This is a genomic window from Nonomuraea sp. NPDC049607 (genome assembly GCF_040675375.1).
GTDB lineage: Bacteria > Actinomycetota > Actinomycetes > Streptosporangiales > Streptosporangiaceae > Nonomuraea.
In genome coordinates, this window is record NZ_JBFAOV010000012.1 from 23,083 (window position 1) to 36,448 (window position 13,366).

The 13,366-nt window shown below is 72.5% G+C and carries 11 protein-coding genes; 5 read left to right on the forward strand and 6 right to left on the reverse strand.

Annotated elements, in window-relative coordinates; all coding sequences use genetic code 11:
• Nucleotides 1-75 precede the first annotated feature (75 nt).
• Both AB0J97_RS23725 and AB0J97_RS23730 read right to left on the reverse strand, forming a co-directional pair.
• Nucleotides 76-3,261: an amidohydrolase family protein gene (locus AB0J97_RS23725; protein WP_364092007.1), complete on the reverse strand. Its 3,186-nt coding sequence runs from the start codon at nucleotides 3,259-3,261 to the stop codon at nucleotides 76-78.
• Nucleotides 3,262-3,380: 119 nt separating this feature from the next.
• Complete coding sequence (locus AB0J97_RS23730) at nucleotides 3,381-4,103, reverse strand: TetR family transcriptional regulator (protein ID WP_364092009.1); 723 nt, start codon at nucleotides 4,101-4,103, stop codon at nucleotides 3,381-3,383.
• 215 nt (nucleotides 4,104-4,318) lie between these two features.
• Here AB0J97_RS23730 and AB0J97_RS23735 point away from each other — a divergent pair, with 215 nt between their 5' ends.
• Nucleotides 4,319-5,542, forward strand: coding sequence for an oxygenase MpaB family protein (locus tag AB0J97_RS23735; RefSeq protein WP_364092011.1), 1,224 nt, complete (start codon nucleotides 4,319-4,321; stop codon nucleotides 5,540-5,542).
• A 62-nt stretch (nucleotides 5,543-5,604) separates the two neighbouring features.
• On the opposite strand, the gene AB0J97_RS23740 is transcribed toward AB0J97_RS23735, so the two are convergent.
• A complete protein-coding gene (locus AB0J97_RS23740) occupies nucleotides 5,605-6,249 on the reverse strand; it encodes a DUF998 domain-containing protein (RefSeq protein ID WP_364092013.1) in 645 nt (214 codons plus the stop codon).
• Between the two features lie 63 nt (nucleotides 6,250-6,312).
• On the opposite strand from AB0J97_RS23740, the gene AB0J97_RS23745 reads away from it, so the two are divergent.
• From AB0J97_RS23745 to AB0J97_RS23760, 4 genes are read left to right on the forward strand one after another with little or no spacing between them, the layout of a single operon-like run.
• Nucleotides 6,313-6,627 (forward strand): YciI family protein, encoded by a 315-nt coding sequence (locus AB0J97_RS23745; protein WP_364092015.1) that lies wholly within the window; start codon nucleotides 6,313-6,315, stop codon nucleotides 6,625-6,627.
• On the forward strand, nucleotides 6,627-8,576 hold the full coding sequence (locus tag AB0J97_RS23750; RefSeq protein WP_364092017.1) for a DUF6596 domain-containing protein: 1,950 nt from the start codon (nucleotides 6,627-6,629) through the stop codon (nucleotides 8,574-8,576). The genes AB0J97_RS23745 and AB0J97_RS23750 overlap by 1 nt, the downstream gene beginning before the upstream one ends.
• A 33-nt stretch (nucleotides 8,577-8,609) precedes the next feature.
• Nucleotides 8,610-9,560, forward strand: coding sequence for a CU044_5270 family protein (locus tag AB0J97_RS23755; protein WP_364092019.1), 951 nt, complete (start codon nucleotides 8,610-8,612; stop codon nucleotides 9,558-9,560).
• A 55-nt stretch (nucleotides 9,561-9,615) separates the two neighbouring features.
• Nucleotides 9,616-10,386 (forward strand): hypothetical protein, encoded by a 771-nt coding sequence (locus tag AB0J97_RS23760; RefSeq protein WP_364092021.1) that lies wholly within the window; start codon nucleotides 9,616-9,618, stop codon nucleotides 10,384-10,386.
• Between the two features lie 36 nt (nucleotides 10,387-10,422).
• Here the strand turns inward: AB0J97_RS23760 and AB0J97_RS23765 are convergent, their stop codons facing one another.
• From AB0J97_RS23765 to AB0J97_RS23775, 3 genes are read right to left on the reverse strand one after another with little or no spacing between them, the layout of a single operon-like run.
• Complete coding sequence (locus tag AB0J97_RS23765) at nucleotides 10,423-11,658, reverse strand: epoxide hydrolase (RefSeq protein WP_364092023.1); 1,236 nt, start codon at nucleotides 11,656-11,658, stop codon at nucleotides 10,423-10,425.
• A 13-nt stretch (nucleotides 11,659-11,671) separates the two neighbouring features.
• Nucleotides 11,672-12,130 carry a MarR family transcriptional regulator gene (locus AB0J97_RS23770; protein WP_364092025.1) on the reverse strand — a complete coding sequence of 153 codons (459 nt, stop codon included), beginning with the start codon at nucleotides 12,128-12,130 and terminating at the stop codon, nucleotides 11,672-11,674.
• Between the two features lie 53 nt (nucleotides 12,131-12,183).
• On the reverse strand, nucleotides 12,184-13,356 hold the full coding sequence (locus AB0J97_RS23775; RefSeq protein WP_364092027.1) for an ROK family transcriptional regulator: 1,173 nt from the start codon (nucleotides 13,354-13,356) through the stop codon (nucleotides 12,184-12,186).
• Between the last annotated feature and the right edge of the window lie 10 nt (nucleotides 13,357-13,366).

Genomic DNA, 13,366 nt, shown 5'->3' on the forward strand with positions numbered 1-13,366 from the left:
GACGCTAGGGTTCCGTGCGTTTGATCTTGATCGGCCGAACGGCCGACCGGGGTCGGCCTAACGGACATTCCCCGCTCAGTGGCCGTCGCAGCAGGCGGTGCGGGCCGCCTGAAGGTGGACGGGCTCGTTCCACCAGTGGCCCGCCGTGCTCGGATGGACGGGGACGCGGTCCCTGACCCTGCCCGAGGCGGCCGAAGCGGCGGGCGTCGCCTGGTCGGTGGTGGTGGCGGACGGGTAGGGCGCGAGAAGCCGCTCGACCGTGTGGTGCCTGCCGCCGACGACGACGGCGGTGACATTGGCCGCGTCCTCGATGCGGGACAGCGGGTCGCCGCGGACGATGGCCAGGTCGGCGTACATGCCCTTGGCGATCCTGCCCAGCGGGAGGCCGAGGTGGGCCCCGGACGCGCTGGTCGCGGCGGTGAGCGTCTCGCGCGGGGTCAGGCCGAACCTGACCATGGCGCGCAGGTTCATGTGCAGGCTGACCCCGAGATGGTCGATCGGCGCGTCGGTGCCGGCGGTGACCACCCCGCCGCCGCGGATCATCGCCGTGAGCTGCGCGACCTGGTTGGCGAGGTTCGTCCGGGTCACCTGGACCGCCGCGGGGTCGGCGTTCTGCACCGTGGTGACCGTCGCCCGGAGCTGGGCCATCCGCCAGTTCGGGTAGAGCCGGCGCACCCGTTCGTCGGTGACGAGCGAGGTGTCCTCCCGGTAGAGGATCGAGGAGGTGAACAGGGTGGGGGTTCTGGCCATCTTCGAGGCGTTGAACATGGAGATGACGTCGGAGTAGGCGGACCCGACGTTCGTGACGGTGCGCGAGTAGCCGAACCGGTTGGTGGCGCCGACGTGCTCGGTCTGGTCGCCGCCCATGGCGATCGCCGGATAGTGGTAGTGCGAGCTGACCGGCCTGCCCCGCCGGTGGGCCCACTCGATGACCTCGCGGTGCCAGGCGACCGGCAGCCGCACGTAGCACTTCAGCAGGTCGTAGTCGAGGGCGGCGGCCCGCCGCAGTTCGAGCAGCAGTTGGTCGTGGCTGTAGGTCGGGCGCATGAAGTTGTAGTAGACGCGCGCGCCGTCGATGGCCTCGCCGGTGCCCAGGTAGCGCGGCGCGAGCCGGGCGCCGGACTGCACCGACTCCCGCTCCTCGACCATGTGGTACGCGGGTGAGCCGGGCGAGCGCGTCGTGGTGACGCCCAGGGCGAGCCACAGCGGACCCTGCCGCGATCCGTAGGCGTAGCCCTGCATCTCCCGGTGGTGGTGGATGTCGATCAGGCCGGGCATGACGAATCCGTCCCGGGCGTCGATCAGGGTGCCGGGCCTGCCGTCCCGGTGCGGCTCGACCGCGGTGATGCGCTGGCCTCGTACGAGGATGTCGACGTCGTGGGCGACGTGGTCGGAGACGCCGTCCCACATGCGGCCCGCGTGGATGACGACCTGGTCGGGGCCGGGGTCGTTGCGCCAGGTCAGCCGCATCGGGATCGGCCGCGCGGGCCCGCCGTCGAGGCGCGCGCTCTTGAGACGCCCCTCGTTCAGGTAGAGCAGGGTGGCCGAGTCGCCGACCCAGACGGGGGCGTCGGAGACCTCCCGGGTGACCTGACGGGCGGCGCCGGTGGGCCGTCCGGAACTGTCGACGGGCAGCACCCACAGGAGCGACTCCATGGCGAACGCCAGCATGGTGCCGTCGGGGGACCAGACGGGACCGTCGTCGCCGCGGGTCTGGAGGGACCGGTGCGGCGCGGGGTCGACGTACGTGCCGGCGCCCGTGGCCCGGTCGACGAGCAGGATCTTGGACAGCCCTTCCCGGTAGCGTCGCGAGTACGGCACCACCGCGGCCATCGCCAGCGTCCGGCCGTCGGGTGACCAGGTCGGGCGGCCCGGCTCGAAGGTGGCGTCGTAGATCTTCTGGAGGTCGCCGGTGGAGACGTCCACGACCCACAGGGCGCCGTCCTGGTCGAGGTAGGCGATCTCCCGGCCGTCCGGCGACCAGCGGACCGACAGGGCGGCGGAGTCGGTCAGCCGGGTCACCTGCCGGTCGGCGCCGGTGCCCAGGTCGCGCACCCAGACGTTGAGCGTGCCGGTGCGGTCGGTGACGAACGCCAGCCGCCGCCCGTCGGGGGAGAAGTCCGGGTCGGCCTTCCACCAGCGGTCGCGGAAGAGCGGTTCAGGGGTGCCGCCGCCGCGCATCAGGTAGATGTCGTTGAGGGCGCGGAAGGCGATGGCGGAACCGTCGGGGGAGACCGCCGGGCTGCCGATCCCGATGACGGGGAACGACCCCGGCTCGTCGAACACGCGGACCCTCTTCTGGTACTTCGGAGTGGTCGTGGTGAGCGCGGCGGTGAATCCGACCATGCCGACGGACGTGGAATCGAGCCGGCGCACTTTGATGGCGCCCGCGGAGGTGTAGTAAAAGCGTCCGTCAGGGGCGAAGCGGGCACGGAACGGGAAGACCTCCTCGCCGGTGACGAGGGCGCCCGCGGTGCCGGCCAGCTCGTTGGCGCCCGAGCGGAAGAGGTGGTAGGCGAGGTCGGCGCCGTTCGGCAGCCAGGACGGCTGGTGGACGACCTGGCCGGCGGGCACCGTGACCGCCGTGCCGCGCGTGCCGGTGGCGACCTCGATGACGTCGATCCTGGTGTCGGCGACGACGAACGCGATCTTCCGTCCGTCGGGCGACCAGGCCGGTTCGTACTCCTCGGCGGGGCCGTCGGTCAGGACGCGGCTCGCTCCGGTGGCGACGTCGAGCAGGTGGATCCCGTAGCTGCCGCCCGCGTCGGAGGCGTAGGCGATGGTCCGCCCGTCGGGGCTGTAGCGGGGCTCCCGGTGATCGAACGGGCCGGTGGTCAGCTTTTTGATCGCGGACCCGTCGGGGCGGATCGTCCACAGGTCGAAGACGCCGTCGCGGTACGACTGGAACACGAGGGTGCCGCCGTCGGGGGACCAGTCGGGCTGGGCGATGTCGTACAGGTCGCTGGTGAGCCTGCGGGCGGCGCCCCCGGAGGCGGAGCAGACCCACAGGACGCCGAGCAGGTCGAGGGCGAGCCGGCGGCCGTCGGGCGAGGGAGCGACGGCGAAGTCGGTGCCGGAGGTGACGGCCGTACGGGCGGCGGCGCCCGCCATGCCCCCGACGCCGGCCCGCGCCGGTGAGGCCGGGACGAGCACGGCGGCGAGGGCGGCGCCGCCACCCGCCAGAACGGCCCGGCGGGACGGGCGGGAGGTCGATCCGGAGGAGGAGGTGAACGCGTCGGGAGGAACCGGAGCATGGGACATCGCGAATCTCCATTCCACTATTCAGATGGTCAGCGAACCGCTGAACGTGTTGACGCGCGAGTCATGGTCGCAGACGAAATGCCTTTAGTCCCGGAGTTGCTCCGATCGGCGGCAGGGGATCAGGCGGGGGGTTCGAGCATCGGCACGAGGAAGCGCCTGGCCACCGCGGCCAGTTGACCGTCGTCGTCGAGGTCGATGACGGCGCTGGGGATCGCCAGGAAGGAGGTGGAGATCCGCACCATCATCTCGGCCACGAGGTCGGCGTCCAGGCGCTCGGACACGTTGCCCGCCCGCTGCTCCCGGCGGAGCTGGCCGGCGACGAACTGCCGCACGGTGGCGAGGGTGCGGCCCCCGTCGGTCATCATGGACGGCACCAGCAGGTCGGGCTCCGTGGCGATGAGCCCGCCGATCAGCGGGTTGCCGCGGATGGCCCGCAACGAGCTGACGAAGCCGAGCACCACCCTGTCGGCCGGGGTGCGGGCCTGCTCGATGTCGACGAGGAACTGGTCGAAGTAGCGCCGGAACTCCCGGCGGACCACATGCTCGACCAGCGTGTCCTTGGTGTCGAAGCGCCGGTAGACGGTGATCCGGGACACCTTCGCCAGGCGCGCGACGTCCTCCATGGTGGAGCGCCTGATGCCCATCCGGCAGAACTGCTCGTAGGCCGCGTCGAGGATGCGCGCCCTCAGCTCGTCGAGGTCGCCGACCCGCTCGACGGCGTCGACGAACGCGCGCTCCAGCAACGACTCCGAGCCCGACGGCGCCATGAAGCCGGACAGCACGGATTCCACGATCACCTCCTGGTCCGGTTCCGCCTCGGGGGCGGGTCTTGTGATGTCCATCACATCGTGCTCTCATGATGATACACAGACTCAAGGTTTGTTTCTCAGTATCACCCACTTCTCGGCCTCGCACGAGAAGGAGGAAGCGGCGTGGGAGACCTCGGCAGGCGTGATTCCGGCGACGACGCCGACACGCGCCCCCTGCTCGGCGGATCTCCGGCGAGCCGATCGAGACTGCCCTGAGCGGGACCCCCCATCTCGAAGGAGTGCAGAGCATGGCAGAGCTGAGCAGGCGCGAGATCCTGATCTCGGGCACCGCCCTGGGAGCCCTCGGCGCGCTGGGCATCACCTCTCCGGCCCAGGCGAAGACCCTGGCGGACGACTGGACCTGGCCGGCCTCCGGCTCGGTCGCGGGCTCCGGCACCGGCGCCGACCCCCGATGGGTGTGGGACGACGTCGCCGATCCACTCCTCGCCTCGCTGTTCGACCGCGGCGTCATCCCCGAGGTCAACCGGCTGCTGTACGACTGGAACCGCAACGACCAGCCCCTGCCCGCCGGGCTCCCCGCCGACCTGCGGGCCTTCATCGAGCAGGCGCGTCAGCTGCCCTCGTGGGCCGACCAGGGCAAACTGGACGCCGCCTCGCGCTTCCACGCGCTCAAGGGCAACTACATCGTCGTCCTCACCATCGTCGGGGCGGGCATGCTGGCCACCGCCATCCCCAAGGAGGCCCGCGCGGTCTACTACTCGGCGGGCGGCGCCGACCTGAAGGACCGGGTCGCCAAGACGAACGTCCTGGCCTACGCGGTCAGGCCGCAGAACGCCTGGGGGCCCGGCGGGACGGCCGTGGTCGAGGCCGTCAAGACCCGGCTCGTGCACGCGGCCGTGCGGCACCTGCTCAAGTCGTCCCCCCACTGGCCGGGCCCCATCCCGATCAGCCAGGAGGACATGCTCGTCACGTGGCACACCCTGGCGACCTACTCCATGCGCGGGATGCGCGAGTGGAAGGTGCGCATCTCCGCCGGCGAGTCCGCGGCGTACCTGCACTCGTTGCAGCTGCTGGCGCACATGCTCGGCATCAGGGACGAGTTCATCCCCGCCACCTGGGACTCCTCCTACGCCCAGTCCGACATCGTGCTGCCCAGGAACATGGGGCCCACCGCCGAGGGCGTGGAGCTGAACGGCATCCTGCGGGGCATGCTCGCGGAGCTGACCAGCCCGGGCGGCATCGACAAGCCCCTGGTCAACGCGTTCTCCAGGTACCTCACCGGCAACCAGGCGGCCGACTGGAACGGCATCCCGCGCGAGCCGCTGTGGGACCCGGTCGTCAAGACCGCCTGGCCGCTGCTGGTGCAGTTCAGGGAGGGGCTGATCGGGCTGCCGCTGGTGCCCGCCGCGGCCTGGCTCCTGGACGAGATGATCAAGAAGTGGACCACGTTCTACCTGACCAAGGGCGCGCAGACCAAGATCGTGATTCCGACCGGCAACCGTCCCGGCTGACCGCCCCCGCCCAAGCGGAAGGCCCTCCCCGCCGGTGACGGGGAGGGTCTTCGGGGTGCGTGTCAGACCAGGGGGCGACGGCGCAGCCGGTAGGCGACCGCCGACACCCACAACATCGCGCCGGTGACGCCGACGGCCAGGGTCACCGAACCCCCTGGGCCGCCGCTCATCGTCCAGCCGTTCCCGGCGATGACGGCCACGCCCGCCACGAAGGACGCGACGGCCGAGCCCGGCGCCCCGGCCCGGGAGAAGTGGCGGCCGAGCACGAAGCAGGCCGCCGCCAGGGCGATGAAGGCGATCGAGCCGGAGGCCATGTGCAGCCCGGCGTGCCAGCTCATCGTCGTGGGCGGGCCCGCCGGGGTGCCGACGGGGAAGCCGTCGCCGGCGTCCATCCGGAAGATCCCGGCGAAGATCATCCCGATGCCGTTGACCAGCAGGAGGCGGGGCAGCCACCGGCCGGGGACGGCCCGGCGCAGCCCGAACGAGCCGGCGATCACCAGCGCGCCGACGACCAGGAAGTCGGCCACCTGGATCCAGCCGAGCGAGCCGGTCGACAACTGGCTGAGCGGGTGGCGGACGATGTCGAAGCCCTCGCGGGTGAGCACCTGGGCCAGGTTGACCGCCGTCCACAGGGGGGCGGCGACGGCGCCCGCGGTCAGCAGGGTGCGGGTCGAGGCGGGGGTGGCGGTGGGGGCGATGGCGGTCATGTCCCGTGTCCTTTCGTGTTCTACTGCATACGCGACGAACCGGCGATGTGACAGGGAACGCACATGAGATTTCTGCTGACGAACGTGAGCGAGCGGCGCGACGACGAGACGCTGCACGTCGAGATGGGCAGGTTCATCCAGGAGCTCACCGAGGCGGGCGTGCTGCTCGCCACCGGAGGCATGGAGCTGGGCGGCACCGTGCTCAGGTCCGCGGGCGGCGAGCTGACCGTGACCGACGGGCCCTTCGCCGAGGCCAAGGAGATGGCGGGCGGCTTCGCGCTGATCGAGGTCGGTTCGCGGGAGGAGGCGCTGGAGATCTCGCGGCGCTTCTTCGCGGTCGTCGGCGACGGCGAGTGCCACATGCGCCAGATCTACTGATGGACGCCGTCACGGCGGTCTGGCGGGAGGAGTCCGCGCGGATCGTCGCCGGGCTGGCCCGGATGCTCGGCGACGTGGGCCTGGCCGAGGAGTTCGCCCAGGACGCGCTGGTCGCCGCGCTGGAGACCTGGCCGCGCGACGGCGTACCGGACAGGCCGGGCGCGTGGCTGATGACCACCGCCAAGCGGCGCGCCCTCGACCACCTGCGCCGCGACCGGCGGCACGACCGGGTGATCGGCGAACTCCGGCCGGAGCGGCCCGGCCGGGACGAGCCGCCCGGCGACGACGTGTTGCGGCTGATGTTCGTCTCCAGCCATCCCGTGCTGCCCGCCGAGGAGCGGACCGCGCTGACGCTGCGGCTGCTCGGCGGCCTGACCACCGCGGAGATCGCCCGTGCGTTCCTGGTGCGGGAGGCGGTCGTGGCCGGACGCGTCGCGCGCGCCAAGCGCACGCTCGCCGAGGAAGGGGTGCCGTTCGAGCTGCCGCAGGGGCCCGAGCTGGCCGTACGGCTGGCGTCCGTGCTGGAGGTCATCTACCTGATCTTCAACGAGGGTTACTCGGCCACGGCGGGCGAGGACCTGATGCGGCCCGCCCTGGCGCTGGAGGCGCTGCGGCTCGGACGGCTGCTGGCCGGGCTGGCGCCGGGCGAGTCCGAGGTGCACGGGCTGGTGGCGCTGATGGAGATCCAGCAGTCGCGCGCGGACGCCCGTACCGGGCCGTCGGGGGAGCCGGTGCAGCTGCACGAGCAGGACCGGGGACGGTGGGACCGGGAGCTGATCGCGCGCGGGTTCGCCTCCATGCTGAGGGCGCGGGAGGCGGGCGGAGGGCTCGGGCCGTACGTCCTGCAGGCGGCGATCGCGGTGTGTCACGCGCGGGCGGCCGGGGCGGCCGACACGGACTGGGACCAGATCGCGGCCCTCTACGGCGCGCTGGCACGGCTGCTGCCCTCGCCGGTGGTCCGGCTCAACCAGGCGGTCGCCGTCGGCATGGCGACCGGGCCGGAGGCGGGGCTGGCGCTGGTGGACTCGCTGCTGTCGGACCCGGCGCTGCGGGACTACCCGCCGCTGTCGGCCGTCCACGGCGACCTGCTGGCGCGGGCGGGGCGCGACGCCGAGGCCGCGACGGCGTTCGAGCGGGCCGCCGCCCTCACCCGCAACACCGCCGAACGCGCCTTCCTCCTCACCCGCGCCGCCCGCCACCGCACCGCCTCCTCCCTCGCCCGGACGGCGGGCGTCCGGGACATGGCCCTGCTCGGCGAGGCGGTGGACCGGTTCCTGGCGCGCACGGACCTGGACGCCGGGACGATCCGGTCGTACGGGCAGACGTTGCGGCGGCTGCGCCTGGACCTGGGGGCCGCCACGCCGCTGGCCGAGATCACGCCCGTCCTCGTGGCCAGGGTGTTCGCCGCCGCCTGGAGCACGGCCGCGCCCAGGACCTGGAACCGGCACCGCGCGGCCGTACGGTCCTTCGGCGCGTGGGCGGGCCTCGGCGACCTGCCGGCCGAGCTTCCCAGGAAGCACGACGACCGCAGGAGGCGCCCCGCCGTCGCCGATCAGGCTTTGGCCGCGCTCTGGCGGCACCCGTCGCCGCGGGAGAGGGCGCTGTGGCGGCTGGTGCACGAGTCGGGCGCCTCGGCCGCCGCCGTCCTCGCGCTCAACGTCGAGGACCTCGACCTGCCCGCCCGCCGCGCCGCCACGATCACGTGGGGCGACGGCGCCGCGGCCCTGCTGGAGGAGTTGGTCGCGGGCCGGACCGGCGGCCCGCTCTTCCTGGCCGACCGCAGGCCCGCCCCCGCCCGGACGCCGGACCCGGCCGACCTGTGCCCCGAGACCGGCAGGCGCCGCCTGTCCTACGAACGGGCCGAGTACCTGTTCAAGCAGGCCTCGGGCGGCTACACCCTGCACCAGCTCGCGACGTCGGGACGCCGTCCGGCGCCGGCGGCCGGGTAATCGGGTCGACAGGCGGGCCGGCGATGCAGTGTGATGGTCCGGCCGTCGCGCCCGAGACGGACCCTGCTGACGGGCCTTCGGCTCACCGCCGTCGCGGCCGTCGCGGTCGCGGCCGTCGTCTTCGTGCGGAGCACGGACGCCCGGCTCGCCACGCCTGTCGCCATGTCCGCCCGTACCGTACTGCTCGCCGCCGCGGAGCGGATCGAGACCGCGACCCCGGCGACCGGCCGCTACTGGCACACCGTGGGGCTGAGCATGGCGCTGCGGAACGCGGGACAGGGGCCGCCCGGCGGCGGGACCCCCAAGAGCGTCGGCTACCGGGTGACGTGCACCCACGAGCTCTGGATGGCGAAGTCGGGACGAGACCCCAGCTGGCTCGTGGTCACCGCTCAGTCGGGCAAGCCGCTCACCGGCGCCGATGAGGAGACCTGGCGCCTGCAGGGCCGATGGAGGCTGGGTGACTGCGGTGGGGCCGGCGTTCCCGGAGTGGGCCCGCTGACCGCGCCGCCGTTCGCCGTACGGCTCGACGACAAGCGCAACCCGGAGGTGTCCTATCCGATGGTCGGAGCCACGCCCGTCACCACGAAGCAGGTGACGGACCTGCCGGCCGATCCGGCGGCGCTCAAGAAGGTCCTTCAGCAGTGGGACCGGCAGGCCGGTCAGCAGTCGGACGAGGCGTTGTTCGCGGAGGCCGTCAGTCTGCTGTCGCAACTTCCGACCACGCCCAGGATACGGGCCGCGCTCTACCGGATGCTCGCCGACCTCCCGGGCGTGAAGAACCTCGGCAGGATCAGCGACCCCCTGGGACGGGTGGGGACAGGGATAGAGCTCCAGGGCGGAACGCAACGGATCGTCATCGACGAGGCGTCGGGCCGCCCGCTGGCCATGGAGGACCGGCTCGACGGAGACGAGCTCACCGCGTGGACCGCTTTGACGGCGTCCGGCTGGACCGACGCGAGACCGGTGCTGCCCGAGCAGCGCTGAGCACAAGCCCGCGAACCCGGCCTGAAATGAGAGGGACGGACTATATGGTCCCGGCATGAACTGTGTTTCCGCCACCATGCCGGGTCCGTGGGCAGCGAAGCTGACCGGCGCCTTCGAGATCCTGCTCGGCCGTCCGCTGTCGAGTTTCGACGCGGACGCCACCTATGCGACGTTCTTCGGCGGCAACCTCATCGACGAGCTCGGCTTCGCGCGTGACGTCGCCTGGGTGACCCCGGCCGCCCTCGCCGGCGCCGAGCCGGTCGTCTGGGACTGCCCGATCTTCGACGTGGACGAGCCGCCGACGACGTTCGACGCGAGCCGGTCGGTCTTCGAGTTCGACAAGGCGGGGCTGCCGCCGGAGTTCGCGGCGGACCTGGCGGCGGTGTGCTTCGCGGACCGGCTCGTCCTGGGCGGCGATCTGGTTCCCCTGCTCGCCCGGCACGACCTCGCCGGGCCCGGCCTGCGGGACGCCTGGACCGTCAGCCACCCGCGGCTGGTCTCCGACGGCACGCTCTTCGACGCGATGCGGGTCGCCACCGCGCTCGGCACGGGCCCCGAGAGCCTGCTCCCGTTCGAGGCGGAGGCGGCCGAGGAGTGGCAGGAGGCGCTGGGCGGCCTCACCCCGCCCGAACTGTTCACCCACCTGAGCTTCTTCTGCACCGACGGCGAGGAGGGGCTGATGTACCTGCGGACCGAGCGCACGGGCGGCGACCTGCTCGGCGACGTGGGCTGCACGCTGATCGCGAACTGGGAGGAGGGGCAGAGCCAGGTCGAGTTCGCGGTCGTCCGGGTCGGCGAGCTCCTGGCGGCGCCGCGCCCGTCCTGACGGACGGGCCGGGCCGCGCGTCGAGCTCGATGTGGGTCAGGCCGGGCGGTAGGGGCGGAACGTGCGGCGCAGGTCCGCCACCCATTCCCCGGGGATCTCCCAGGGGATGAAATGGCCGCCGCGGTCGTGGGCGGTGATGTCGACGTGGTTGTACCAGGCGCCCCGCTCGCCGTCGACGAAGCCCTGGATCCGCTGTTCGCCGGTCGTCACGCCGGGCGGGTTCTCGTAGCCGACGAACGTGATGCCCGTGGGCGCCTCGACGACCGGCCACCGGTCGTGCGACGGCGTCCAGGGGTAGCGGTTGTTGTTGGCGTAGGTGCGGATCGAGCTGTCGATCGTGTTGCCCGCCCAGAAGATCGTCGCGTGGGTGAGCAGGTCGTCCTTGGTGAACACGTTCTCGATGTCGCCGCCGTTGTCGGACCACTTCGTCCAGCGTTCCAGGATCCAGGCCAGCATGCCGGCGGGGGAGTCGGCCAGCCCGAAGCCGAGCGTGGACGGCGCCAGCACGTGCGCCGCCAGATGCACCGCGAACCGCCTGTCCAGCTCGACGATCCGGGCGTGCACGTCGGCGGGCAGGCCGTCGGGGATGGGCATGCCGCCGCTCAGGTCCCAGGCGCGGTCGCCGTTGAACATGGTGAGCTTCTGCGCCGAGCCGATGTGGACGGCGTACAGCTCGTCGGCGTACTTGTGGCCGAGCTGCCCGGTGACCAGCGCCCCGACGTCGCACCCGGCGGCGGCGTACCGGTCATGGCCCAGGACGCCGGTCATCAGCTCGTGCCACACATCGGCGATCTTCCAGAAGTTCATGTCCGGCCGGTGGTCGAGCGGGGCCGAGAAGCCGAACCCCGGCAGCGACGGCACGATCACGTCGAACGCCTCCGCCGGATCGCCACCGTGGGCGCCCGGGTCGGCGAGCGGGTCGATCACCTTCGACCAGTGCCAGAACGTCCAGGGCCAGCCGTGGCTGAGGATCAGCGGCACCGGGGCGGGGCCGACGCCGGGCTTGCGCATGAAGTGCACGGGCACGCCGCCGACGTCCACGCGGTAGTGCTCGTAGGCGTTGATCGCGCGCTCGGCCGCACGCCAGTCGAAGCCGTCGGCCCAGTAGGCGACCAGCTCGCGCAGGTGGTCGCCGCGCACGCCGTAGAAGCCGTCCTCGTTCCCGGCGGTGGCCGGCCATCTGGTCAGGGCGAGCCTGCGGCGCAGGTCGTCGAGCACCTCGTCGGGGACGTGCAGCGGCTCGGGGCGCAGCGGGAAGGGGCGATTCGTCAAGGGGACCGTTCTCCTAGTCTTCGACACGCGCGGCGATCTCGGTCAGGCGGCCCAGGAGGCCCGCGTACCGGGCCAGCGCCGCGCGCTCCTCATCGCTCAGGTGCTCCACCAGGCGGGCGACCCGCGCCACCCGGTCGGCGCGCCGGGAGCGGACGATGCCCATGCCCTCCTCGGTGAGAGTGAGCAGGACGGCGCGCCCGTCGCGCGGGTCGGGACGGCGTGAGACCAGCCCGTCCCGTTCGAGCTTGGCCACCAGGGTCGTGAGCGCGGGCTGTTTGAGCTGTTCCGTCGCCGTCAGGTCGGTGAGCCGCATCGGACCCTTGCCCGCCAGCGTGTGCAGCACGGACAGGGTCGAGAAGCTGAGCCGTCTGACCGAGGGCAGCCGGATGAAGTACGTGTTGAACTCCTCGATCGCGCCGACCAGCTCGTCGAGGTCCAGGGCGGGGCCGCGGCCCGCCTGCGAAGATGCCACGACCCATTTATATCGAACTTCGATATAAGCGAGGAGAGCCGACTTTCGGTGAACTAAACCGTTATTAAGGGGGAGGTCGCGGCCGGCAGGTCGGTCTCCGGATCGAAGAGGACCTTGGACAGATGGTCGACGCCGTGGCACACGGCCCCGATCGCCACGCACTCGTCCCCGAGCACGGAGGCCCGCAGCTCGGGCGTGCGCAGGCACATCGTCTCCAGCTCGACCCGCAGCGGCTCCATGAGCACGTCCGCCGAGCGGGAGAAGCCCCCGCCGAGCACCACCAGGTCGGGATCGACGGTGAGGGCCATCGCGGTGGTGGCCAGCGCGAGCACCTTGACGTAGCGCAGGACGGCGCGGCGTGCCTCGACGTCACCCCGCCTGGCGGCCTCGAACACCGCTCCCGCGACCGCGTCGGGCGGCGTGCCGGGCTCGACCGAGGGGACGGCCTGCAGGAGCTCGCCCACGTAACCGAGGTTGAACAGCGGATGCACGCCGATCTCGCCCGCCGCGCCGCCGCCGCCGCGCAGGGGGACCCCGTCGAGCACGACGGCGGCGCCGGCCCGGCGGCCGACGTGCAGGAAGACCAGGTTCCGCGCGTCGCGGGCGATGCCCCTGCGGCACTCGGCCAGCGCGGCGAGCCTGCTGTCGTTCTCCACCAGGACGGGGCAGCGCAGCCGGGCGCCGAGATGGTCGGCCAGCGGCACGTCCGACCAGTCCTGGATGGCGCGCGAGAGCACGACGCGTCCTTGCAGGTCGACATAGCCCGTGCTGCCCGCGACCGCGAGCCAGACGTCGGAGGCGGCGGTGCCCGAGCCGGTCAGGCAGGACTCGATGGCCCGGTCCACGGCGGCCAGGCGCTCGGTGCGCGGCTGCTCGGGGGAGGCCGGCTCCCGCGTGGTGTGCAGGACGTTGCCGTCGAGGTCGGCCACGACCGCGAGCACCTTGTGCGCTCCTATGTCGAGCCCGAGCACCCGGCCCGCCTCGGCGTGGAACCGGTAGCGGCGCGCGGGCCTGCCCTTCTCCCCGCCGTTCGGGTCCATCTGGATCACCCAGCCCAGCTCCATCAGGTCCTTGACCACCACCTTGATGGTGGCTCTGGCCAGGTCGGCGCGCTCGGCGAGCTGGGTCAGCGTCGCCGGCCCGCCCGCGCGCAGGGCCGAGAGCGCGGCGATCGCGTTGAGCCGCCGGAGCCGCTGAAGGTCGCCGCCGGTCACGGAGAGCGTCACTGAGAACCCT